19 protein-coding genes, 1 pseudogene and 1 riboswitch are annotated in these 24,525 nt (G+C 53.1%); of the genes and pseudogenes, 16 read left to right on the forward strand and 4 right to left on the reverse strand.

Annotated features, from left to right (window positions below):
• Nucleotides 1–19: 19 nt before the first annotated feature.
• The 10 genes and pseudogenes from D3P07_RS11730 to D3P07_RS11775 all read left to right on the forward strand — a co-directional run bounded on the left by D3P07_RS11730 (nt 20) and on the right by D3P07_RS11775 (nt 13,525).
• Entirely contained in the window at nt 20–1,063 is a 1,044-nt protein-coding gene (locus D3P07_RS11730) for an AAA family ATPase (protein ID WP_119800410.1), read from the forward strand.
• Nucleotides 1,060–2,379 (forward strand): DUF58 domain-containing protein, encoded by a 1,320-nt coding sequence (locus D3P07_RS11735; protein WP_119800411.1) that lies wholly within the window; start codon nt 1,060–1,062, stop codon nt 2,377–2,379. The genes D3P07_RS11730 and D3P07_RS11735 overlap by 4 nt, the downstream gene beginning before the upstream one ends.
• Nucleotides 2,366–5,182: a transglutaminase-like domain-containing protein gene (locus D3P07_RS11740; protein WP_119800412.1), complete on the forward strand. Its 2,817-nt coding sequence runs from the start codon at nt 2,366–2,368 to the stop codon at nt 5,180–5,182. The genes D3P07_RS11735 and D3P07_RS11740 overlap by 14 nt, the downstream gene beginning before the upstream one ends.
• Before the next feature lie 549 nt (nt 5,183–5,731).
• Nucleotides 5,732–7,270: a glutamine-hydrolyzing GMP synthase gene (guaA, locus tag D3P07_RS11745; protein WP_119800413.1), complete on the forward strand. Its 1,539-nt coding sequence runs from the start codon at nt 5,732–5,734 to the stop codon at nt 7,268–7,270.
• Nucleotides 7,271–7,846: 576 nt separating this feature from the next.
• Nucleotides 7,847–8,023: pseudogene (locus D3P07_RS27885) on the forward strand (GMP synthase (glutamine-hydrolyzing)); the annotation flags it as partial.
• A gap of 528 nt (nt 8,024–8,551) precedes the next feature.
• Nucleotides 8,552–9,403 carry a helix-turn-helix transcriptional regulator gene (locus tag D3P07_RS11755; protein WP_119800414.1) on the forward strand — a complete coding sequence of 284 codons (852 nt, stop codon included), beginning with the start codon at nt 8,552–8,554 and terminating at the stop codon, nt 9,401–9,403.
• Nucleotides 9,404–9,525: 122 nt separating this feature from the next.
• A complete protein-coding gene (locus D3P07_RS11760) occupies nt 9,526–10,497 on the forward strand; it encodes an N-acetylglucosamine kinase (RefSeq protein ID WP_182914280.1) in 972 nt (323 codons plus the stop codon).
• Nucleotides 10,498–10,559: 62 nt separating this feature from the next.
• Entirely contained in the window at nt 10,560–11,867 is a 1,308-nt protein-coding gene (locus D3P07_RS11765) for a 6-phospho-beta-glucosidase (RefSeq protein ID WP_119800415.1), read from the forward strand.
• A 150-nt stretch (nt 11,868–12,017) separates the two neighbouring features.
• Nucleotides 12,018–12,416, forward strand: coding sequence for a GntR family transcriptional regulator (locus D3P07_RS11770; protein WP_119800416.1), 399 nt, complete (start codon nt 12,018–12,020; stop codon nt 12,414–12,416).
• Nucleotides 12,417–12,418: 2 nt separating this feature from the next.
• The gene (locus D3P07_RS11775; protein ID WP_119800417.1) at nt 12,419–13,525 is read left to right on the forward strand and encodes a DUF1648 domain-containing protein; all 1,107 of its coding nucleotides are present in this window, start codon (nt 12,419–12,421) and stop codon (nt 13,523–13,525) included.
• A gap of 138 nt (nt 13,526–13,663) precedes the next feature.
• Here D3P07_RS11775 and cobA read toward each other — a convergent pair whose 3' ends face one another.
• The 4 genes from cobA to nirB are packed head-to-tail and all read right to left on the reverse strand — an operon-like array spanning nt 13,664 to nt 18,101.
• Nucleotides 13,664–14,440 (reverse strand): uroporphyrinogen-III C-methyltransferase, encoded by a 777-nt coding sequence (gene cobA / locus D3P07_RS11780; protein ID WP_119800418.1) that lies wholly within the window; start codon nt 14,438–14,440, stop codon nt 13,664–13,666.
• Nucleotides 14,437–15,297, reverse strand: coding sequence for a formate/nitrite transporter family protein (locus D3P07_RS11785; RefSeq protein ID WP_119800419.1), 861 nt, complete (start codon nt 15,295–15,297; stop codon nt 14,437–14,439). Before D3P07_RS11785 ends, cobA begins: the two co-directional genes overlap by 4 nt.
• A gap of 25 nt (nt 15,298–15,322) precedes the next feature.
• Nucleotides 15,323–15,637, reverse strand: coding sequence for a nitrite reductase small subunit NirD (gene nirD / locus D3P07_RS11790; RefSeq protein WP_119800420.1), 315 nt, complete (start codon nt 15,635–15,637; stop codon nt 15,323–15,325).
• A 22-nt stretch (nt 15,638–15,659) separates the two neighbouring features.
• On the reverse strand, nt 15,660–18,101 hold the full coding sequence (gene nirB / locus D3P07_RS11795; RefSeq protein ID WP_119800803.1) for a nitrite reductase large subunit NirB: 2,442 nt from the start codon (nt 18,099–18,101) through the stop codon (nt 15,660–15,662).
• Nucleotides 18,102–18,450: 349 nt separating this feature from the next.
• On the opposite strand from nirB, the gene D3P07_RS11800 reads away from it, so the two are divergent.
• The 6 genes from D3P07_RS11800 (at nt 18,451) to D3P07_RS11825 (ending at nt 24,489) form a co-directional block, all read left to right on the forward strand.
• On the forward strand, nt 18,451–19,056 hold the full coding sequence (locus tag D3P07_RS11800) for an ANTAR domain-containing response regulator (protein ID WP_259391490.1): 606 nt from the start codon (nt 18,451–18,453) through the stop codon (nt 19,054–19,056).
• Nucleotides 19,057–19,086: 30 nt separating this feature from the next.
• On the forward strand, nt 19,087–20,112 hold the full coding sequence (locus D3P07_RS11805) for an anthranilate phosphoribosyltransferase (protein ID WP_119800422.1): 1,026 nt from the start codon (nt 19,087–19,089) through the stop codon (nt 20,110–20,112).
• 124 nt (nt 20,113–20,236) lie between these two features.
• Nucleotides 20,237–20,337, forward strand: a riboswitch (purine riboswitch).
• Nucleotides 20,338–20,458: 121 nt separating this feature from the next.
• Nucleotides 20,459–21,805, forward strand: coding sequence for an NCS2 family permease (locus D3P07_RS11810; RefSeq protein ID WP_119800423.1), 1,347 nt, complete (start codon nt 20,459–20,461; stop codon nt 21,803–21,805).
• 110 nt (nt 21,806–21,915) lie between these two features.
• Complete coding sequence (locus D3P07_RS11815; protein ID WP_119800804.1) at nt 21,916–22,686, forward strand: LamB/YcsF family protein; 771 nt, start codon at nt 21,916–21,918, stop codon at nt 22,684–22,686.
• 13 nt (nt 22,687–22,699) lie between these two features.
• A complete protein-coding gene (gene pxpB, locus D3P07_RS11820) occupies nt 22,700–23,479 on the forward strand; it encodes a 5-oxoprolinase subunit PxpB (protein WP_119800424.1) in 780 nt (259 codons plus the stop codon).
• On the forward strand, nt 23,476–24,489 hold the full coding sequence (locus D3P07_RS11825) for a 5-oxoprolinase subunit C family protein (RefSeq protein ID WP_119800425.1): 1,014 nt from the start codon (nt 23,476–23,478) through the stop codon (nt 24,487–24,489). The genes pxpB and D3P07_RS11825 overlap by 4 nt, the downstream gene beginning before the upstream one ends.
• Nucleotides 24,490–24,525: the final 36 nt, after the last annotated feature.

Here is a 24,525-nt window from a genome sequence, read left to right on the forward strand (position 1 = left end):
TTTCAGGAGGCGAGAGTGTATGATCACTTCCCATTTATATGAAGGCTATGAGGAACATGCGCAGCCGGGGCATGCCAGGCATTGGGCAGAACCGCCGCAGACCCTGCTTCGCAGGCTGCTGCTCAAGGTAGATTCGGTGCTGCTGGGCAAGCAGGATACGATTAAGCATACGCTGACGGCGCTGCTTGCAGGCGGTCATGTGCTGCTGGAGGATGTGCCGGGTGTGGGCAAAACGATGCTGGCGGGAGCATTTGCGCGAGCGGTAGGCGGTGAGTTCAAACGGATTCAGTTCACTTCCGATATGCTGCCTGCGGATGTCATCGGCGGGGTGGTGCTGGATGCGCGGACGCAGGACTTGGTCTATCGGCCTGGACCTATAATGGCCAATGTAGTGTTGGCTGACGAGATTAATCGCGCTTCTTCACGCACGCAATCCGCACTGCTGGAGGCGATGGAGGAACGCAGGGTAACGATTGAAGGAAAAACAAGAAGGCTTCCGGTCCCCTTTATGCTGATCGCGACCCAGAATCCGCTTAGCTTCGAAGGAACGAGCAGTCTGCCGGAAGCGCAGCTCGACCGTTTTATGATGAGATTATCGATCGGTTATCCCGGTGTAGAGCATGAGCAGCGTATGCTGGAGCAATATGCCGATGGCAAGCGATTGGAGCCCGAGAAGTTGCGCCCGGTCGTTGCCGTCCAGGAATGGCTGCAAATGCAGGCAGAGGCAAGGCAAGTTCATGTTCACCCTGCGCTTATGCGCTATATGGTTGCGATTGGCGAGGCGACAAGAAGATCGCCGGACATTCTGCTTGGGCTGAGTCCGCGGGCGCTGCGGGATTGGCTTCGCGCATCGCAGGCGCATGCTTACGTAGAAGGAAGAGGGTATGTCATTCCAGATGATGTGCTGACCGTGTCGGAGGGGGTGCTGGCTCATCGCATCGCCTTGCGCACCGGTTCCCCGCGCCAAGGAGGAAGCGCTGCTGCGCTGATCCGTCGTGTGACGAGAGAGACGCCATTCCCGAAGGAAGCGACAGCCGGTTCAGGAAGAGGGAGACGGGTATGACAGGACGGAGTCGCTATCGCACGAGATGGGCGGCATGGTCGATTCTGTTCGCCGGGCTGTTGTGCGCGGGAGTTGCAGCTGTCGTAAGAGGCGGAGCGGTAGAATGGTTTATATTCGCTTTGCTGGGTGGCATAGGGGCTGTTAGCGTCGGGCTTCCGATAGCGGCATCCAAAAGCATGAATATCAAGCGCATCGTATCCGAGACTGAGATAGAAGCGGGTGAATCTGTTCAAATCACGCTCAGCATCGAACGCAAATGGCGCATACCGATGGTTTGGATCGCGATCGAGGAGTCGGTCCGCAATACGAGCTCTTTGAACGATCGGCCGGCTCCGTATAGAACGGTGCTGGCGCAGATGTTTGGCGGATCGGCTGCGGTGAACTATTCGCTTAACGAGCTTGCTCGCGGAGTCCACCGATTCGGACCGGTCACGGTGACATGCGGAGATTTGTTCGGATTGACCGCTGTACGCAGGGAAGTGAATGGGGAGACGGAATTTGTGGTGCTGCCAACGCTGCCGGAAAATGATGCGTCCAACCCATTTCAGCTAACCGGCCGCCGACAGCCGGATATTTCTGCTTATACCGTGTCTTCAAGCCTCAGTGGAGAAGGAACAGACGCGTATGCGGGGCTGTTCGGCAAAGCCGGGCTGGGACCGGATAGTCGTCCGTATCGCGAAGGGGATTCGCTTCGGCATCTGGATTTCAGAGCTGCAGCGAGAGGCCGCGGCCTGTACACGAAGCTGCATGACGGCGATGAAAGCAGGTCAGAGCGGTTCGTGTGGATCGATCAACTTGCCTCGCCTTACGGCAATGACAGCAGGCTATTCGATGCATGTATCAGCTGGACATTGCTGGATGTTCAGCGAAGCTCGGAAGCGGGCAGTTCCGTCATGCTGTATGCGGATGAATGGACCTGTCATCTGTCAGGGGCTTCTGACTCGGAGCAAATGGCGCGCTTGTCGGAACTGAAGCATATGCTTGCCCGTGTGACCCCATCGGATACGCAGAAGGAATGGCCGGGACTGGCAGAGTTGCGGGATGAACGACATAGGAGCGATCGGATGTTGACCGTTTATTCCGCTGACTGGCATAATGCGGGACGATGGTTGAAGCTTGCGGATCAAGCTGGCGAATGCGGATTCGGGCTGGAGCTGCATGGGGTAACGAGAAGTGCCGTTCCTTCCTTTGCGATGCGGGAGACGGGGCGGCTGCTGGAAGCCAGCGGCATCCATTGTTATTGGCTGCATGTGACGCAAAGCAAAGAAGCATGGACTTCCGCCGGGAAGGGGGAGGACGCCTATGCTTTGGGATAAAGGAGAGGCCCGCACGGGTGCCGAGGATTCCTTGTTCTACCGATTCATAACGAGTCTGCTGCTATTCGGCTTGCTGGCGGAGTGGCTGTTGCCGTGGACAAGCGCGGGAGAGTGGCCGGTTCTCTACCAGCCTGTGCCTTTGCTTGTAGTAATCGGATGTATATTGGCAGCGGGCATGTTTCGCATCAGGGGCATCTGGTCGGTATTGGTGCATGCCCTATTGATCGTCCTTACATTGATGTGGCTGTTCAAAGGCGATAGTCAGAGCATGGCGGAATGGCTGCTTGGATTCCCCGTCCTGATCGGCGAGCAGATTGCGATGATTGCCAAAAGCGGATTGTGGGCCATGTCGGGAGAGCTCCGCACCTTGATGCTATTCGTGGGCTGGGCGATGCTTGCGCCCGCGCTTCAGGCTTTGATCTGGCTGCGCCAGGCCTCGCTTGGCATCGCTGCGCTCACGATGCTTTATTTGCTGGCGCTGTACGCTTGGCTTGGCATGGATGTGATGGGCGGCTTGATCCGCGTAGCGGCGGAAGGGCTGCTGCTTGCCGCTGTCGTTTCTATGCCGCGGGCAAGACGGATTTTGGACGCAAGCATGGATAGATTGAAGCAGGTGGAGGGCAAGTGGCTTGCGGGTTCCTTGTTCACGCTGCTAATCCTTGTAGGCATTGCGCTGCTGGCCGCAGGAGACAAGGAGCGGACGATGGAGCCGGCCCGCTGGACATCCTCTGTGACGGAACGGCTGGAGCGGGGCATTGCTTCGCTGGGCCGTGAAGGGGGAAGTGTAACGACGCTCCGAGGGATGAATGCGGCTGCGCTGGGAAGCGGGCTGACTGGTTATGGCTTTGATGATACGTCGCTCGGCGGAGCGATTAGCGATCACGCGGCTGTCGTATTCTGGGGCTATTCGCCGCTTAGTACCTATTGGCGTGGTGAAGCGAAGGTTATCTATGACGGCAGAGGCTGGAGCAATATCGACAGTGAGCTTGGGCTGTTGCCCGTAAGAATGCAAGAAGACAGACTAGGCGTGAACGCAAAGGCAGATGGTCAAGCAGATTCCGATTCAAGCTTGCCGGATGCCGGTATGATCTCGCAGACCATTATATGGGAACGCCCGATTCCGGCTATGCCGATCTTTATGTCGGGGATAGATGGCCGTGTGACGGAGCTCATCGCTTCGGATCCGCGGCGCAAGCTGAGCAGCTATGCGATCAATGAAAAGCTGGATGCTCTATATGCGCAGTCCGAGATGATCAAGCTGGAGCAATACACGGTACATAGCCGTTTGCCCGTCACAGACGCAGCGACTTTACGGTCGCTGGAGCCTGGCTCCGAGGTTGCATATGGACAAGCCGGGGATTCGAAAGGCTTGACGGAGGATGAGCTTGCACCGTTCCTGCAGCTGCCGGATGCGCTGCCGGGCCGTGTTCGCGCTCTGGCTGCGGAAATCGCGGGAGGCGGCGTGACGAGCCGCTACGATCGTGCGAAGGCGATCGAGCAATATTTGAAGGATACGTACCGCTATTCCAAATCGGAAAGCGAGATTCCGCCTGCGGGCGCGGATTTTGTGGATCATTTCCTGTTCGAGCAGAAGAGCGGCTATTGCGTGCATTACTCTACGGCGATGGTCGTTATGCTTCGCTCGGAGGGCATACCGGCGAGATGGGTCAAGGGGTTTGCGCCGGGCACAGCCGTGAGCGAAGAAAATGTCCGAAAAGCAAGCGGCAGCGCTGCCAAGCATGCTGCCCAGCTCTACGAAGTGAGGAACACAGACGCCCATGCCTGGGTGGAGGTGTACTTCCCCGGAGCGGGCTGGGTGCCGTTCGATCCGACGCCGGGGTATGACGGCGTCGCCGGGGTGGCTTCCGCCGCCGGAGCCTTCGGCGGCGGGACGGACGCTTCAGCAGCGGCGGCGGGCCATGACGCCGCTGGCGGAAGCGCTGCGGCAGGCGCGGGCAACGCCTCGCTGGCCGAGCGCCTGGAGTCGGCTGCGGAGAGAACAGCCGCAGCCGTCTCCAGCGGAGCGCGCGCCGCTATGAATGCGGCGGCGCAAGCTTGGGACCGCGCAGCGGAGGCGCCGCTTGCGGCCGCCGCTGCGGTGTTGGCGGCACTGGCGCTAGCCGCCGCCGTGCTCGTTGGCGCGCAGTGCCAGCGGCTGCGCCTGCTGCTCGCGCTGCGCCGCTATCGCGCGGCCAGCGCCGAGGTTGCGGCGCATGCTGGCGCATCCTCACAGGATGTTGCCGTTACAGAAACAACGGCAACAATGAACGACGCCAGCGCAAGCTTCGCTGCGACTAGGAATGATTCCGAATCCGATCAAGCGACACCACGAAAAGATTCTGGCGCAGGCTTTTCATCAACTAAAAAAGCAGTTGCGGATACATCGGAAGATCAACCGGTTCTTGGGCCTCGGCGTCCCAAAACGGCCATCGCGGCCATGGCCGCCGTAGAGTGGCAGCGCAGCAGCTTGATCGATGTAGCGGAAGCTGTACTGGAGCTGCTGTGGCAGAAGCGAAAGGCTTCACCGAAATACAAAGAAGAGCAGGCCCAGATGTCGGAAGCAATCACGATCCGGGAGCTAGTCCGATTTTTCAGCTCGCGGATGGATGCGGAGCTGGGACGTGAGCTGGACAAATTATCGAAGTGGCTGGAAGCGGCAAGCTTTGGAGCCCCTGGACAGCTAGCCGGTATGCCGAGTTACGAGGAATTACGTACTGTCTGTACGAAGCTATCCGCGTGGAAGGATACCAGGCATAGCAAGAAGCAAGCTGCGCCTCTACTCCCCGGTGACGCTCAACCATAAGCATGTAAGACTGTCTCCTCAAGTTGAATTTGAGGGGACAGTTTTTTTAGCGTTTGAGGAGGGCTGCAACAAGAGTGGGATTGAACAGATTAGGCATTGTAACTTAAATCATGTCTAGGTGATAGCGTTGTCACAAACTACTAAATGTCCAAAATAGGCGTAATGTTCCAAATAACTGTGCTACAAACCGCTAAATGAGCAAAATAACCGAAAAACCTGAAATAACATTGCTACAAACGGCTAAATGAGGCGAATAGGTGAAAGGAACAAAATAGCTGTGCCACAAACCGTTAAAGGAGCGGAAACAGCGAAATGACCGGAGTAGCTGAAAAGATCGAGTTTCGGACGTGTGGCGACAACCGTACCTCCCCGCCGCGCTCTTAGAGCTGCGTAAGTTACGGAAAAATGTACAAAATAAGGTTGTGTGCCTCGAAATGGAAACTGCGTTCATATGATCTGGCAGTTAAACAGAGATGGCAGGGTTTATCGCCTTGACTCCCTTGAAGGGCCTTATATATAATTACTACATCAATTGAGGGAGGCTCGGTAATGACGAAGCAAAATGAAATGATCGTTGTTCTTGATTTTGGAGGACAATACAACCAGCTGATTGCACGCCGTATTCGCGATTTGGGCGTATACAGCGAGCTGCTGCCTTACAACACGCCGGTAGAACGGATCCGTGAATTGCAGCCGAAAGGCATTGTGTTCTCGGGAGGACCGGCAAGCGTATACGAACAAAATTCTCCACTCGTAGATCCTGCGATTTACGACCTTAACATTCCGATCTTCGGAATCTGCTACGGCATGCAGATGATGTCGCATCAGTTGAACGGAAAAGTCGAGCGCGCCGGCAAGCGCGAGTACGGCAAAGCGGAAGTGGAATTTGTAGAGGGCAGCCACATCGCTCATGGTCTTGACCGTGTTCAAACGGTATGGATGAGCCATAGCGATCTGGTTATCGAGCCGCCTGCGGGCTTCAGCGTAGATGCCAGCACGGAGCATGCTCCGATTGCCGGCATGAGCAACGCGGACCGCAAGCTGTACGCGGTACAATTCCACCCGGAAGTGCGTCACTCCCAGTTCGGCAATGAGATGATCCGCAACTTCCTTTATAACGTTTGCGATTGCGATGGCAATTGGACGATGGAATCCTTCATCGAAGATACGATTCAAGATATCCGCAATCAAGTGGGCGACAAGAAAGTGCTTTGCGCGCTTTCCGGCGGCGTAGACTCTTCGGTTGTGGCGATCCTGCTTCATAAAGCAATCGGCGACCAGCTTACTTGCATGTTCATTGACCATGGCCTTCTCCGCAAAGGCGAAGCTGAAGGTGTAATGGAAACATTCGTTGGCAAATTCGATATGAAAGTGCTGAAGATTGATGCGAAAGACCGTTTCCTTGGCAAGCTGAAAGGCGTCGACGATCCGGAGCAAAAACGTAAAATTATCGGCAACGAGTTTATTTACGTATTCCAGGAAGAATCGGACAAGCTGGACGATTTCGAATTCCTGGCGCAAGGCACGCTGTACACGGATATCGTAGAGAGCGGAACAGCGACTGCGCAAACGATCAAATCGCATCACAACGTTGGCGGTTTGCCTGAAGATATTAAGTTCAAGCTGGTTGAGCCGCTTAAGGCTCTGTTCAAGGACGAGGTTCGCAAAGTAGGCGAGGAGTGCGGACTGCCTGAAGCTATCGTATGGCGTCAGCCGTTCCCGGGTCCGGGTCTAGCGATTCGCGTACTGGGCGAAGTAACGGATGAAAAACTCGAAATCGTACGCGAATCCGACGCGATTCTGCGTGACGAGATTGCCAAGGCGGGACTTGACCGCGAGATCTGGCAATACTTCACAGCTTTGCCGAACATGAAGAGCGTTGGCGTTATGGGCGATGCTCGTACGTATTCCTACACAGTAGGCATCCGCGCCGTTACGTCCATCGACGGCATGACCGCCGACTGGGCGCGTATCCCTTGGGATGTGCTGGAGAAAATCTCCGTTCGTATCGTCAACGAAGTCGACAACGTGAACCGTATCGTGTATGACGTAACGTCGAAGCCGCCAGCAACAATCGAGTGGGAATAGGACTGGATGAATCTGTGCTATAAATTACCCGGAAGCCGATTTATCAGGTTTTCAGCGATAATGACATTGGAACTCCATGTACATCTGCAACAATAGAGTGCAATAAAATACTCTCTTTTATCTGCGTTATTTAGCAAATAAAAGGGAGTATTTTTTATGACCAAATTCAACACTATATTGAAGAATTAAAGAGTGTTAAAATATTATTGTTGAATTCAATTTCTAGGGGATTATGTCTCAAGGTTACCAGCATCGTATATAAATAGGGCTTGCGGATGAGCTCTTGGGTTAACTAAAAATCATTAAAAGAGTAACAACTAAGGAGTGTGCATCATGGATTCGGTATTATTTATTGCAGGTTGGGCTATAGTTGGAATTTGTATAGGAGGAATAATTGTGGTTTTGAAAAATAGACCTAAGAAGTGAGTTAATAAAAAGATCAGATTTTAAATAGTGATCAGTTGGGCAAGATATTTTGCTTATCCTAATTGCCACAACCAAAATAAAGAGCCTCTTCTGAATGCAGATAAAAAACTTATTGTTCAAGCTGCTAGTTCCAAGAAGTCCTTACCCATTCGTAGGTATTCCTACACGAAAGGCATACGTGCCGTAACATCCATCGATGGGATGACAGCGGACTGGGCTCGTATTCCTTGGGAAGTGCTGGAGAAAATCGCTGATCGTATCGTCAACGAAGTCTACAACGTTAACCGTATCGTCTACTTGTCAAACCAAAGTAACGGACTTATATAAATTAAAAAGTATCGGTTTCTTAAATCAGTACATATTTTATTGATATTCAATAAGCCTCGATGGCTTCTTTTCTTGCTTGGATATGCAGGAAGTGGTGTTTTGATCCTTGTCTGACCTCATTTTCAGTGGCTGAAGCTCTCATATATTTTTCAACTATCGTCATGATGTGCGATTATTCGACATGGCATCCATGCTAATATGGAATTGTATCCATTTTAAGGGAAGGGGAAGGTCTTGTGAATCTTAAGGATCTCCATTTATTGATCTTGCTTCCGGGTCCAAAATGTCCTGTCCTCATGCATTCAATAGTTGAAAAAGAAACGAAACGGAAGAAGACAGGATTCTTTAAAAGAAAGCGTTAAACCTAATTCCGTTTCATTATGACTCTCTTTCTATTTGCGTTGTTTGCAAATTGAGGGGAGTTTTTTTGTGATTGACGGATATGGCACTCCCATCAATTAGATCGTAATACCAAACCTCTGCTATAATGAACAATAATTGCAGGCATACTAACAGGAGGCCCCATCCATGAAGCTGTCACCACCCGTCGTCCGGGACCATATTGATTTGCCGCACGGTTTTCCGATCCTTGTGTCGCAGACCGAAGGCGTAAGCCCGCCGTTTCAACGGCTGCATTGGCATACTCCGCTGGAGATTAATTTCATCTATAGGGGAAGCGGATATTATCTGATCAATGGCGGCCGATACGACTTCCGGGAGGGAGATATTGTTCTCATCAATTCCAACGATCTGCACCGGGCGGTGGAGACGGAATCGCTGGTGATGGGCATCGTCATGTTCGATCCTTCCTACCTGGCATTGGAGCAGAGGTACGATACAGAGCTGCTGGTTCCATTCCGCGAGATGGGCTTTCGATTCGATAATGTGCTTGACAGGGATCATCCCCAGCTCGTAAAGCTGTGGTCGCTGCTGGCAGAGATGCGAGAGGAATATTTGCGCAAGGAGCCGCATTACGAAGCGGTCGTTCGCGCTCAGCTGGTCCGATTTCTTGCGTATGTGAACCGGTATTTCTCCAAGGATTCCGGCAATGGCTCGCTTCATGCGAGAGGCACGGAGACTATTCGGAACGTGCTGCATGAATTGGAGGAGCGGATGGAGCATCCGTGGACGCTGAAGGAGCTGTCCGATCGCGCGCATTTGAGCACCTCAAGGTTCAGCTCGTTATTTACCCAAGTTGTCGGAACATCGCCTATGGATTATTTGATCCAGCTGAGGCTATCGAAAGCCGTAGAGCTGATCGAGACAACCGACGGGAAGATTATTGATATCGCATCGGAATGCGGATTCCGCAATTTGTCGAATTTCAACCGTTTGTTCAAGCAGCATATTGGCAAGCTTCCTTCCGAGCTGCGAGCGTAAAACAGTAAAATAGTATTATAACATCGTTCTTTCTTATTAGAGAGACGGTGTTTTTTGTTTTATGATGAATACATCAAGACAAGAAAGCATACGAAGTCCAAGTTATGGAATAGCTAAGGAGCGTGGAACCTATCATTTTTCTTGGTATAGACGCAGGAGGCACCAAGACGCATGCCTTGCTGGTAGATGAGAACGGGAAGGTGCTGGGACAAGGCCTTAGCGGCAACGGCAACCACCAAACAGCATTCGAACAGGCGCGCACCAATATCGAATCCGCCTGCAATGCAGCATTGAATGAAGCCGGTATTACGAAGGAGCAAGTAACGTACGCGTACTTCGGCCTTGCCGGTGCGGACCGTGAACCGGATTACGCGATTTTAAGACCGATGATTGCTTCACTCGGGTATGATAGACATGCAATTGCTTGCGATACGATGATCGGCATGAGAGCCGGCACACGCCGCTCGTACGGCGCGGTTATTATTAGCGGGACAGGGTTCAACTCCGCAGCGCGCAACGCGAAGGGCGAGGAATTGCAATACGGCGGCTTTGGCTACTTGTTCGGCGACGGACATGGCTCGGGCTCCGATCTGGCTGTACATGCATTCCGCACGGCAATCAGAAGCTGGGAAGGACGCGAGGAATATTCCATCCTGACGAAGCTGGTGCCTGAGAAGCTTGGTTATGCTTCGGTACAGGCGATGTATGACGACGCGCTGGACAACGGCAAGCGCCCGCCGAGGGATCTGGGGAAGCTGATGTTTGAAGCGGCCAGCCAAGGCGACGCGGTTGCGATTCGCATTCTGCGCGAAGCTGGCTTCGAGCATGCCAATGCGGTCAATGCGTTAATCAAACGTCTCGGCATGCAGGAGGATACGTTCGATGTTGTGCTGATAGGCAGCGTCATGTCGCGCGGCAGCTCGCCGCATATGGTTGACGCGATCAAGGAAGCGGTAGCCAAGACGGCTCCGAATGCAAGTGTAGTAAGGCTGGCTGTTGATCCTGTTATCGGCGCAGTTATGAGCGCAATGGATAACAGCGGCATTGAGATTGACGCCGCAACAGATGCAGCACTAAGAAGCATTACTTTTTAATTCAAATGTACTTATAGAAGTCATGCACGCAAACCATAACATTAAGGGAGGCAATACCTGATATGTCTAACAAAAAAGCGTTGAAAATCGCCGTTATTGGCGGAGGTTCTTCTTACACACCGGAAATCGTAGAGGGGTTTATCAAGCGTTACGATGAGATGCCTGTACGCGAGCTATGGCTTGTCGATATCGAAAAAGGCAAGCATAAGCTTGAAATTGTAGGCGATTTGGCAAAACGTATGGTCCAGCAGGCTGGCCTGCCGATCGAAGTTCACCTGACGCTTGACCGCCGCGAAGCGATTGCCGGCGCAGACTTCATCACTACCCAAATGCGTGTCGGCTTGCTGGAAGCAAGAAAACGCGATGAGCATATTCCGATCACGCACGGTGTAATCGGCCAAGAAACAACTGGCCCGGGCGGCATGTTCAAAGCGCTTCGTACCGTTCCGGTTATTCTCGATATCTGTAAGGACATCGAGGAGCTGGCTCCGGATGCATGGCTGTTTAACTTCACGAACCCGGCAGGTATCGTAACGGAAGCCGTTCAGAAATACAGCAAAGTCAAAACAGTGGGTCTGTGCAATTCGCCGATCAACTTCTACAAGTTCCTGGCGAAGGAATACGGTGTAACCGAGCGCGAGGTATTGCCGGAATTCGTGGGCATCAATCACTTGCACTGGGTAACGGCTGCCTATGTGAATGGCGAAGACAAGCTGCCTGAACTCATTGGCAAAGGACGTGAGTATACGGCTTCCAACGTTACAGCGTTTGACTGGGATGCTGACTTCCTGAGCTCGCTGGGTGCGATCCCAACGTACTATCTGCGTTACTTCTACATGACCGACAAGATGCTGGAGGACATGAAGGCCTCGATGGAGAAAAACGGTACGCGTGCCGATGTGGTTAGCCGTGTCGAATCCGAGCTGTTCGAGCTGTACAAGGACGTTAATCTGAAGGAAAAGCCGAAGCAGCTGGAGCAACGCGGCGGCGCTTACTATTCCGAAGCAGCGGTTAACCTGATGTATTCCCTCTATACGGACAAACGCGACATCCAGACGCTGAATGTTCGCAACGGCAACATTATCGACTTCTTGCCTGAGGATGCAAGCATCGAGGTTAACTGTGTCGTAACGGCGCAAGGACCAATCCCGATTCCGCTGCAAAACGTGCCTGCGCATGTGACAGGTCTGCTGCATGCTGTGAAGACGTATGAGTCCCTGACCATCGAAGCGGCTATCTCCGGCGACAAAGGCATTGCGCTGCAAGCATTGGTTCACCATCCGCTTGTACCAAGCGTATCCGTAGCGAAAACGCTGCTGGAAGAGATGCTGGAGGCCAACAAAGAATACTTGCCTAACTTCTTCAAATAAGATCAGACAGTCATTGAAAAGGCATAACCCTGCGGGGTTATGCCTTTTTTTTTGTTATTTACGGCTTATTGGGGAAAATGAGTATTGCGTATACTCGTTATAGTTGTTATACTTGATATATAACAGACAAATAATTGAGGTGATGAGACATTGCTGCTCGATATCGATCTCCAATCGGAGACGCCAATCTATACTCAGCTGGTTAACGGCATTATTGAAGGCATAGCAAGAGGACAGCTGCTCCCCGGAGAAGCGCTGCCCTCGGTGCGATCGCTCGCTGCCGATCTTGGCATTAACCTGCATACGGTCAATAAGGCCTACCATCTGCTCAAGCAAGAAGGGTACGTACAGATCAATCGGAAGCAAGGCGTCGTTATTGAGCCGGATGCGTTCCCGCCTGCTGACGAAGCATTCAAGGAACGGCTTGCCCGGCAGCTTCGGCCGCTGCTCGCGGATGCGATCTGCAGGGGGATGTCGAAGGAAGAGCTCGATGCCGTATGCTCGGCTGTATACGATGATATGAGATCCAATGAACTGGGAGGCGGATAAAGATGAATGATTCTTGGATGATGATACTGGTATTAACGTTGATGGTGCCTATTGTATTTATTTCGACGATTATCCCGTTTTTGACGCGGCGAATCGAGAGCTTCGGCGTAACGGTGCCGGAGACGGCACAGCAGGACCCGGATATTAAAGGGCTTCGCAATCAGTTTATTTGGATTAACGGAGGTGGAGGCGTCCTTCTGACGGCTTCTCTGCTGATCTTCTCCCGGGGCACAGATGAGAAGAGCTGGAGCATACTGCTGTTGGCTCATGTGTTCGGCTATCTGATTCTGTCATTCTTGATGTATTTGAAAAGCCACTATGCCGTGAAACGCCTGAAATCGGTCAAAGGCTGGAACACGGAGAGTGTGCAGCGCGTTGTCGTCAGCACCAAGTTCAGAAACGCGAAGCTTACGCTATCTAACTTTTGGTTCATTCCGCATGTGATGCTTATTCTGGCCACTGTCTTGATCAGTGTATTGTATTATGATCAGTTCCCGGCACAAATTGCGATGCAATATGGGATGGATGGCGAAGTGACGCGGAGTGTGGAGAAAACTTACATGGCTGTTATGTGGCCGGGGATTGTGCAGTCCTTCCTGCTTATCGTATTTCTGTTCTGCAATTATGCGATCGGGCTTAGCAAGCAGATTGTAGAAGGCAGCGACCCGGAAGGCTCGTTAGCCCGCAATATCAAATTCCGCAGAATTTGGTCCGGTTATCTTATTTTTACCGGCTTTGCGGTAATGGCTCTGCTGGCGCTGTTCCCGATCGGACAACTGCAAGAGTGGGGCATTAACGGAACGATGATTGCAACATTCAGCATTGTAGGCGTCATTATGGTCTCGTCCATTATTCTCTCCTTCGTTACGGGCCAGGGCGGCAGCAGGCTGAAGCACGCTTCGGATAATCAAAGCCAGACGGTGGCAACACAGGATTTGGACCAGTATTGGAAGATGGGGCAGGTTTATTTTAATCCCAAGGACCCGGCTATCTTCGTCGAAAAAAGGTTCGGCATTGGCTGGACGCTCAACTTTGGCAACAAGCTGGGCTGGCTGTTTATCATCGTCATTATCGGACTTTCCGTTTCATTGCCTTTTATCATTGATTAATGGAGAAACCCGTGCAGCGAATCTTCCGTCATGGAAGCTTGCTGTACGGGTTTTTTCGGTACATCTAAGTTCAAGGACGGGCATGTAATTGGTGATGGCGGGCGAAACTGCTGGTTAAGCAGAGAAAGGATGGGTCTGTTATCCGATCAGTATCAAAGCTTGTTCCTGTGCGGCGAGAAGCTGTCCGCGTATGCGGACGACTTCCCCGATGATAATTATGGCGGGATTTTGCAAGGAATGCGCGGCTGCGATGGCGTGAATATCGGCTAATGTGCTGATAAGGATGCGCTGATCGGGTGTTGTACCGTTCTCGATGAGGGCAACGGGCGTCGAAGCGGATTTGCCATACAGCAATAACTGCTCGCGAATGGCAGGCAGTTCGCTTACGCCCATATAGACTGCGAGCGTATCGACGCCGTGGGCAAGCAGGTCCCAGCGGATAGGAGGGCTCCCGCCATGGCAGCGGCTGCCGGTCACACAGGCGAACGATGCGGCATATCCCCGGTGGGTGAGTGGAATGCCGGATGACGCAGCCGCTCCAATGGCCGCTGTAATGCCGGGGACGATCTCGCAGTCGATGCCATGCTCCGCAAGCTCAATGGCCTCCTCGGCTCCGCGTCCGAAGACGAGCGGGTCTCCGCCTTTCAAGCGGACAACGGTACTCCCTTGCCGGGCATGCTGCATCAGGGTTTGCTGGATGGATAGCTGAGACATTGCATGTGCACCAGGAGCTTTCCCGCAGTAGATCAGTTGCGCATGGGAAGCCCGATATCGAAGCAATTCTTTGTTGACAAGCCTGTCGTACAGGATGACATCAGCCGATTGAATCAGCCGCATCGCCTTCACCGATATAAGCTCAGGATCGCCAGGTCCGGCGCCTACGAGATAGACCTTGCCAGATAAGCCGCTTCTCATAGGCTGCTCCTGCCTTCTCCCAATCCAGGAGCAGGTGCATCAGCTTGATGAAGGCTTGCTGCCGGTGTGCGAACGAGCTTTTTGTGAGACAGATACAGCAAGATCCCTGTGAACAGCGCGCCTCCGATAAAGTTGCCGAGGAGCACCGGAATTTGATTCCATACCCACCAATCGGACATGGAGACATCTGCGCCAAGCAGCATGCCTGCAGGTATGACGAACATATTGACAACGGCGTGTTCGAAACCTTGTGCGAAGAACGTAAGGATCGGCAGCCACATGGCGGCGATCTTGCCGCCGGTGGATTGGGACGTGAACGCCAGAACGACGCCTAGCGTCACCATCCAGTTGCATAGAATCGCTTTGAGGATGACCAGAAGCATGCCTTCCGATCCCATAGCCTTATATCCTAGCGTCTTGGTTTCGCTTAAGGAGATCAGCGTCTGAGCGAGGGGGGCGTCGGGACTGCTGCCCATGCTCGTGATGGTCAGGACATACAAGGCGGCATATAAGCCGCATCCGATCAGATGACCCAGAATGGCCCATCCAAAGGCGGAAAGCATTCGGGACATCGTTGTTTTACGAAGGGCGACCGCAAGCGGGATGAGAGCGAAGCTTCCTGTAACCAATTCCAATCCAAGCAGAACGATCATGACGAAGCCGACCGGGAAGATGAGCGCGCCAGCAAGTCCGATCGAGGTCTGTTGAACAGCTGTGAAAGCAAGCGTCGTCGCAAAGGCCAGAATCGCTCCGCCCAGCATCCCCCGTATGACCATCTGCAGCGGAGGCAGATTCGTCTTTGCTGCGCCTGAATCAACCATCATATCCGAGACTTCCGCAGGTTTGACATATGCCATTTCTCCATACCTCCCTTGTTCTTATTTAGACCGTGACGTAGATCGCGCCGTTTTGTTCATCTATCTCGGTTGGGAAGGTCTTGACGCATCCTTCATCCGGCTCATGTACACGGCCGTTCCGAAGATCGATCTTCCAGTCATGAAGCGGACAATGGACGGCGGTGCCGCACACCATCCCTTCAGAGAGCTGTCCGCCTTTATGCGGGCATTTGTTCTCAACGGCCAGTATGCTGCCGTCCGTCATACGGAAGATGGCGATGTCGACATCGCCTACCTTTAGCTTGCGGGAACCTCTTCTATCAATATCGCTTACGTTAGCCACGAGCAGTTTTTGCTTCATTTCCGCTTCCTCCTTTTAACGGTTACCGAGCAGTGGATGAGGTCTCCGGCAGAGGCTCGAAGTTTTTTCGCAGTTCGTCCGATTGAATGATTTCCTTCCAAGGATCTTTTGCAGAACGAAGCGTTATTTGAATACGTGCCATCAACGCCAGCCGCTCTTCGCGATTCTCTAGCGCCTTTTTGACAACATCGAGCCCTACACGTTCGATCCATTGTGCGGTCCTCTCATTCCATGCGGCATGCTCGCGATAGAGCTGCAGGAAGGCGGATGACCATTCCATGACTTCGTCTTCCGTCTTGACGACGGTCAGGATTTCGGTTGCTCTGACCTTGACGCCGCCATTGCCGCCGACATGAATCTCCCAGCCGCCGTCAATGGCGATGACGCCGAGATCCTTGATTGACGCTTCCGCACAATTGCGCGGACAGCCGGAGACGGCAAGCTTTACTTTGGCTGGCGCATTAAGCCGCTCGAATGCTTTTTCCATACGGATTCCCATAGCGATGGAATCTTGCGTTCCGAATCTGCAGAAGGTGTTGCCGACACATGTTTTGACCGTGCGAAGCATTTTGCCGTAAGCATGGCCTGAGGGCATATCAAGCTCCTCCCACATGCGAGGGAGATCTTCTTTCTTCACGCCAAGCAGGTCGAGCCGCTGGCCGCCGGTGAACTTCACCATAGGAACGTCGAATTTCTCTGCGACCTCCGCGATTTTCTTCAGCTCTGCAGGAGAGGTAACACCACCGTAAATTCTTGGAACGACGGAATAAGTGCCGTCCCTTTGAATGTTCGCATGATATCTTTCGTTCGTGAAACGGGATTCCTTCTCGTCTATATAGTGCTCGGGATATAACATGCCCAGGTAGTAGTTAAGCGAAGGACGGCATTTCGAGCAGCCCTCCGGATTGGTCCAGCCCATCACATTGATCACTTCCTGTACGCTCATGAGGCGCATGGAGGAGATGCCTGTGACGATCTCGTCCCGATTAAGCGTCGTACAACTGCATATGCCTTCTTTGACGGGTTCGCCCGTGGCTTCTCCGGAGTATAGTTGAAGCAATCCTTCAACAAGCGGCTTGCAGCCGCCGCAGGACGCCGATGCTTTGGTGCAGGAACGGATCGAACTGACAGTGTTGCAGCCTTTGGCAGCAATGGCTTCCGTAATCGTGCCTTTCGTCACACCGTTGCAGCCGCATACGATTTCATCGTCAGCCATTACCTGCAGACGGCTTTCCTGTGATGAACCGCCAAGCTGATCGGGAGACAGTCCGAGCAGCAGCGCTTTTTCGCGGCCTTCAACCGACTCTCCTTTTTTCATCATGGAGAATAGCTCGGGACCGTCTGAGGTATCGCCGAACAGGACAGCCCCGACCAGCTTGCCGTCCTGGAGCACGATCTTTTTGTACGTGCCAGCGACGTCATCCTGTATTTTCAAGGAGCGGGTGTTCGGAGCGTCATCGAAGCGACCTGCAGAGAATACGTCGACACCGGACATCTTCAGCTTGGTTGAAGTAACCGAACCGGCATAGCCAGCCGTCTCTAAGCCGGCCAGATGCTTGGCCAGCACTGCGCCTTGCTCATAGAGGGGGGCAACAAGGCCGTAGGCGATGCCCCGATGCTCTGCGCATTCGCCCAGAGCATAGATGTCCGGCACGCTAGTTTGCAGATAGTCATTCACGACGATGCCGCGGTTAACCTCGATACCAGCGGATTTGGCGAGCTCGACATTCGGCCGTATGCCCACAGCCATCACGATCAGATCGCCGTCTGCTTCTGTACCGTCAGAGAAGACGAGTCCGGTTGCGCGCTTTTTGCCCTTTATGGCTACGGTGTTCTTCTGAAGAAGAAACTGCATGCCTTGTGCTTCAAGCTCGCGCTGCAGCATCGTTGCGGCTGCTTCATCGAGCTGCCGTTCCATCAGATAAGGATGAATATGAACGACATGCACTTGCATGCCAAGGTGAAGCAGACCGCGTGCCGCTTCAAGTCCGAGCAGGCCGCCTCCAATGACGACCGCCTTTTTATATGACTTGGAGGCGGAGATCATCTTCTCGCAGTCCTGTATGTCGCGGAAGGCGATGACGCCATCCTTGTCGGCGCCTGGGAGAGGCAGCATGAACGGACTCGAGCCCGTCGCGATAATAAGCGCATCGTAGCTGGCCTGATGGCCCTTATCCGTAACAATCGTTTTGCGTGATGAATCGATCCTCGTCACGCGGTGACCGCTATGAAGCGTAATCCGGTTGTCGCTATACCACTTCCAATCATTGATGACGATATCGTTCATGCTTGCTCCGCCTGCGAGTACGGAGGATAGCATGATCCGATTATAATTGGGATGAGGCTCGCTTCCGAATATCGTGATGTCATATTTGTCCGGAGCGAGCTTAATCAGATGCTCAATGGCCCTTACACCCGCCATTCCGTTTCCGACTAAAGCCAGTTTCTTTTTGTCAAAAGCCATATTGGATTCTCCCCTTTCACGGATCGGACCATTCTTCGAAAACGTTCTTTGGCCATAGAAAAAGCCTGCCTCGAACACGGGAATGGTAAGTTCCCATGGACGGAAGCAGGCTCCTTTGCCTCTTCGGACGAATACGCCATTGTATTCGCGAACGTTATTGTTAATGGTTACTGCCACTATACAACAGCATTTATTTTGGTGTCAATATACATAACATAGTTTTCGTAAAAAACTTTGATGATGACAGAAAACTGAAAGTTATGTTATATATAATGACATGAACTGATGAGGCGATATCTGGCTTCGGCCACATAGAAGGGGGAGAATTTGCATTCGTTCTTTGCTCTTAATGGAATGGCATACGCCAAGCGATGAAGCAAGCGGACAGATTCACTCTGATTCGATAGCAATGTCAGGCAAGCGATCCCCCCATTATGTGCTTCGGGAATATGGGTACCGCATTCTGCTCGCGCAGGATAGGAAGCAAGTCAATGAGCAGCTGCCAAAAGCGGATGCCGCCATTCTGCATATGCCGCTTCATGAAGTCAAAGATTGGGGCCTGCGTCACGCCATGCACAGGAAGGTGCCGATTATGTGGTGGTGCAGTTCCGAGATCGCCTTATTATCCGCTGAATATTGCGAAAGCGAACTCCCGCTGGATGGACTGCTTGCGCCTTCTATGAGCGAACAGGAAATGCATTGGGCGTTGCATCTCGGAGCCAAACAGCATATGGAGCGCCAGCAATGGGACGTTGAACGGAGGCAGCTTGAGGGTAGGCTGGAGGAGAGGAAGTGGATTGACATGGCCAAGGGGATTCTATGCAAGCTGAAATCCATATCCGAAGCGGAGGCGTATGAGCTGCTGCGCAAGCAAGCGATGAACGAGAGGAAACGGATGGTCGACGTTGCGGCTTCGATCGTCAAGGTGCATCAGTTATTACAGGATCAACAATAAGGTGGTTGTCCATAAAATAGGGGGCCTTTTATGCTTGCAAATCTATTGAAAGAAGTTGGTCGAGGCAAAAGGGGCGCCCGTGACTTAAGCGGCGATGAAGCGCGGCAAGCGGCCGAGCTTATCATTGGGGGCAAGGCAACAGCAGCGCAAATAGGCGCTTTCCTCATCGCCGAGCGGATTAAGATGGAGAGTGTAGATGAGCTTGAAGCTTTTGTCCATGTGCTTAGGGAGCATGCTTGCAGGAGCGGGAATCGGGAAGGCATCGATTGCGCCGGTCCTTATGACGGACGGAAAAAAACGTTTTTTGCCACGATTGCAACCTCTTTCGTGCTCGGTGCGGCAGGATTGCCCGTTACGCTGCATGGAACGGCCTCGTTGCCGCCCAAATGGGGCGTTACGCAAAGGGATATATGGACAGCTGCCGGCATCGATACGGATCGGCTGCACGAGGATGATCTGCTGAGGATTGCAGGGGAAACAGGGATTCTGTATGTGCCTTCCGAGCGTTGGTGCCCGCCTCTTCAGCAGCTGGAATCGATACGCAAGGAGCTTGGGATGAGGACGGTGCTGAATACGGCCGAGAAGCTTGTCGATTACAGCCATTCACCGTACCTGCTGTTTGGTGTCTTCCATAATACTGTATTCGAGCGAATAGCGGAATTGGCGAACCGTCTGGGGTATAAGAGAGCTCTTATCGTGCAAGGGATGGAAGGCTCCGAGGATCTCTTCATCGAACGGCCGACCCGGACTTATTATGTGGATAGAGGCGAAGCGCGATTGCAGGTTATCGATCCGGATTCGTATGGTCTGGAGATAACCCCGCCTGAATTAGAATGGACGCCTGCGTTACAGCTGGAGACGACGGAGGCCGTCCTTCGCGGAGAGGGGCATCTCGCATTCGTACACGGCGTGCTGCTCAATGCGGCTGTAAGGCTTCATTTGGCAGAAAAGACGAATTCCATCGAAGAAGGACTCTACATTTGCAAGGCGCTTTTGGATGAAGGAGCACCATGGCAGCTGTACAGGAAGTGGAAGGAACTTATGCGAAAAACGTAGAACATTGGATCGAAGCTGCGATGTAAACGCTGCCTTTACGAATGATGGCACAACATTCATGGCGAATATTCGTGAAAATTGTTGACAAAACGTTCGTAATCTCTTTAAAATTGATAACGGATAACAACAACCGCATAGAACTTTTCGTATAATCTCAAGAATCGGCTTGAGAGTCTCTACTCGATCACCGTAAATGATCAGGCTACGAAGAGAGTGGAAGCCCATCGCAGCGGCCCTGCGGATGGCGCTTCCCCTTTTTGCAGAGCCTAGTCGAAATGCGTATATCAGCATTTGCAGCTAGGCTTCTTTGTTTGTTCCAACACAATTTTGGGAGGGTATTATCAAAATGGAACGTTTCTTTCGTTTGAAGGAACTAGGAACAAATGTCAGAACTGAAATTATGGCGGGGCTGACGACTTTCATGACGATGGCCTACATTCTGGCTGTCAATCCGGCAATCTTGACGCCGACAGGTCTTAGCTGGGATGCTGTTTTTCTGGCTACTGCGCTTGCAGCGGGCATTTTCACCATCGCAATGGGCATATTCGTCAACTTCCCTGTCGCACTAGCGCCAGGCATGGGTCTTAATGCATACTTTGCTGCTGTCGTCATCTCATCTGCTGCAACAGGCAAAGAAATTACGCCGGCTATGGGACTTACAGCCGTCTTTATTTCCGGTATTATTTTCATTATTCTAACGGTTACGCAAGTTCGCCAGATGCTGGTTACGGCTGTTCCAGACAGCCTGAAGCATGCCATTACGGTTGGTATCGGCTTGTTCATCGCCGTGATCGGCCTTAAAGGCAGCGGTCTCATGCACATCACGACGTTTGAAGATGGTTCGACATTGATCGGCCTGGGCAGTTTCCAAGATGAGACCGTTATTTTCACGCTGATTGCGGTAGCGCTGATCGCTATTCTGATGGTACTCCGCGTTCCTGGCGCGATTCTGTTCGGTATTTTGGGTACGACAGTCATTGCGCTGCTTACGGGTCATGTGAACATTAGCGATGCGCTCGAAGGAAAAACATGGATTCCTAACTTCTCCGAAATGAACGTATGGCATTTTGATTTTGCGGGCGTTTTTGAAGTGGGTCTCATTACCGTTATTTTGACATTCACATTCGTTGAATTGTTCGATACATTCGGTACGCTTGTCGGTACGGCCAACCGTGCAGGCATTATGAAAAATCCTGAAGAGGGCAAGAAGCGCATCGGCAAAGCGATGATGGTCGACGCCATCGGCGTAGGCGGCGGCGCGATTCTCGGCACAAGCACAGTAACGGCTTTCGTCGAGAGCTCCGCAGGCATCGCGCAAGGCGGCCGTTCTGGTCTGACTGCTGTGACGACGGGCATCTGCTTCCTGCTTGCGATCTTCCTTGCTCCGCTCGTAGCGCTTGTGCCGGGCGCGGCAACTTCCGCGGCGCTGATCATCGTTGGCGTATTGATGGTGCAATCTGTGAAGGATATTGATTTCTCCGACATGGTGTATGCGATTCCGGCATTCCTGACATTCGCGATGATGCCTTTCACGTACAGCATTGCGAACGGCATTTCGTTCGGTATCGTTTCTTATGTACTGCTGGCAGCTGTTGCGAACATCGCTGGCAAAGGCAAATACAAAATCCACGTCCTGATGTGGATACTGGCAATTCTCATTATAGCCCGCTATGTCTTCATGGGCGGCGAATAATCGAATTCGGCAGAAGCAGCGCTGGGCCGGCGCTGCTTCTTTTTTTTATGCGGAGAGAGGCTTGCGGCGGTATAATGAAGGGAAATGACAGGACGGGAGTGGCGGAGAGCATGCACCGTGTAGATTTGAATTGCGATATGGGCGAGAGCTTCGGCGCCTATCGATTGGGACAGGATGAGATCATTATGAGGGAGATCTCATCGGCCAATATAGCATGCGGCTTCCATGCGGGAGATCCAGGAATGATCAGAGATACAGTCAAGCTTGCCATTAGCTGCGGTGTAGCGATTGGCGCGCATCCCGGCTTGCCTGACCTGGCAGGCTTCGGGAGAAGAAGGATGGAGATATCGCCTCGTGAAGCGTATGAGATGATTGTTTACCAGATGGGAGCTGTACAAGCTTTTGCCCGGTCGGAAGGAACGAGCCTTGCGCATGTGAAGCCTCATGGCGCTTTGTATAATATGGCGGCTCAAGATGATTCGCTGGCGGAGGCGATTGCCGAAGCGGTCTATAAGGTGGATGGGAACGCGCTGCTGTACGGACTGGCAGGAAGCGCGCTCATTCGCGCAGCCGAGAAAATCGGACTTGCTGGTGTCCGTGAAGTGTTCGCGGATCGTTCCTACGAAGCGGACGGCTCCTTGACCCATCGGTCACTGCCGGGAGCCGTCATTCACGATTCGGAAGCGGCTGCCGCCCGAGTGGTCGATTTGATCTTGAGTGGCGAAGTGGTAACGAGGCAAGGCACACCGCTTGCCCTTCAAGCCGATACGGTATGCGTGCATGGGGATACGCCCGATGCGTATAAGCATGTGCTGGCATTAAGGAAAGCGCTTAGCCAAGCGAACATTGAGGTCCAGTCGCCTCGCCAGATCCTGCGATAAGGGGGAGTTGCTCATGAATCAAGGTCCGCAGTATCAGTTCACGCCGCTGGGTGACTCAAGCGTACTGCTTCGTAAGGGAACAACGATTGATCAAGAGACGCATCGCTGGATCATGGCTGTGATGCAGCTTCTGGAGGCTCATCGATTCGAAGGGATGATCGAATGTGTACCGGCTTTCGCCTCCATTGCCGTACATTACGACCCGCTTGCGGTATGGCGCAGCCGATCGCTGGAGGAGCAAGGACATGCTTCCGTATATGCTACAGTGTGTGAACGACTGGAGCATCGTATATCCAGCCTGCAGGATGAGTTCTCCGGCAGCTTGCCGGCGCGTGTAGTTACGATACCTGTCTGTTACGGGGGCGATTACGGTCCCGACTTGCAGGAGGTTGCCGAGTATTGCGGAATGTCTGCGGAAGAGGTTGTCTCACATCATACAAGTGGGGCCTACAGCGTGTATATGATCGGATTCGCACCAGGCTTTCCTTATCTGGGAGGCATGCCTTCGCGTATCGCTGCGCCGCGGCGCAAGACGCCAAGAATTGCGATACCGGCCGGAAGCGTTGGCATTGCGGGAGCGCAGACGGGCGTCTATCCGCTCGCAACGCCCGGCGGCTGGCAGTTGATCGGCAGAACGCCGCTGCCTCTATTCCTGCCGGATCAGCCCATTCCGAGCTTGCTGAGGGCTGGCGATGAAGTGAAATTCGAGGCGATCAGCGAGCGCCAATTCATGGAATGGGAAGAGCTTTACAGGAATGGACTCTATAGCGGACAGGAGGCTGGCGGGAGATGAGCTTGACGGTACTGAAGCCCGGGCTGTTCGCGACGGTTCAAGACCTTGGAAGGTACGGCTATCAGCAGTATGGCGTTGTCATTAGCGGCGCAATGGATGAGCCTGCGGCGCGCGTCGCGAACTGGCTGGTCGGCAATCGGGATCATGAAGCCGTATTGGAGCTGACCTTGACCGGTACGGTGCTAAGGGCGGAGCGTGATCTGTGGGTCGCCATATGCGGCGGCGATATGGGAGCCCGGACAGATGCGGGGGAAGCGGTACCGCTATGGCGGCCAGTATGGGTATCCGAGGGAACAATCCTGTCGTTCCGCCAATACGGCTCCGGCTGTCGTACGTATGTGGCGATTGCGGGCGGGCTGGATGCGAGTATGAGCATGGGCAGCCGCAGTACGTACTTGCGCGGGGGCATCGGAGGACTGGACGGCAGAACGCTGCGCGCGGGGGATTGGCTTGAGGCCAGGCAGAAGGAGAGGCAAGCTTTGGTGATTGATAACCTGGAGGTATCGCCCTCGGGCAAGCTGAAGTGGCCGCTCTGGCATGCTGGCGGGTTCGCTGTTGCATCAAGAAATGTACATGCCGTCCGGCTGATGCCGGGCGAGCATCAGCATCTGATGTCTGCCAAAAGCTTGCGCCATCTATTTGATGAGGTGTTCCGAATCGGTTCGTCGTCTGACCGGATGGGATACCGTCTTCAAAGCGACCGCAAGCTGCTGATGGGGGAGCAGATGCAGGAACTCATATCCGAGCCTGTCGTCCATGGCACGATTCAGCTGCCGCCGGACGGGACTCCGATCGTGCTGCTTGCGGATCGGCAGACGACGGGAGGATATCCGCGCATTGGCCAAGTCGCTTCGGTTGATATTCCGGTATTCGGCCAGCTGAAGCCGGGGGACAGCATCCGGTTTTATCCTGTTACTCCTAAGGAGGCAGAGCGGTTAAAGCTGGAATCAGAGCTGGACATGGATCAGCTGCGCACGATCATCGGCTTGAAGCTGCATGATAAAACATAAGGGCGGAGTGCCTGGCCGGGGAGAATGTGAATTCTC

The sequence above is a fragment of the Paenibacillus sp. 1011MAR3C5 genome, from assembly GCF_003591485.1.
GTDB lineage: Bacteria > Bacillota > Bacilli > Paenibacillales > Paenibacillaceae > Pristimantibacillus.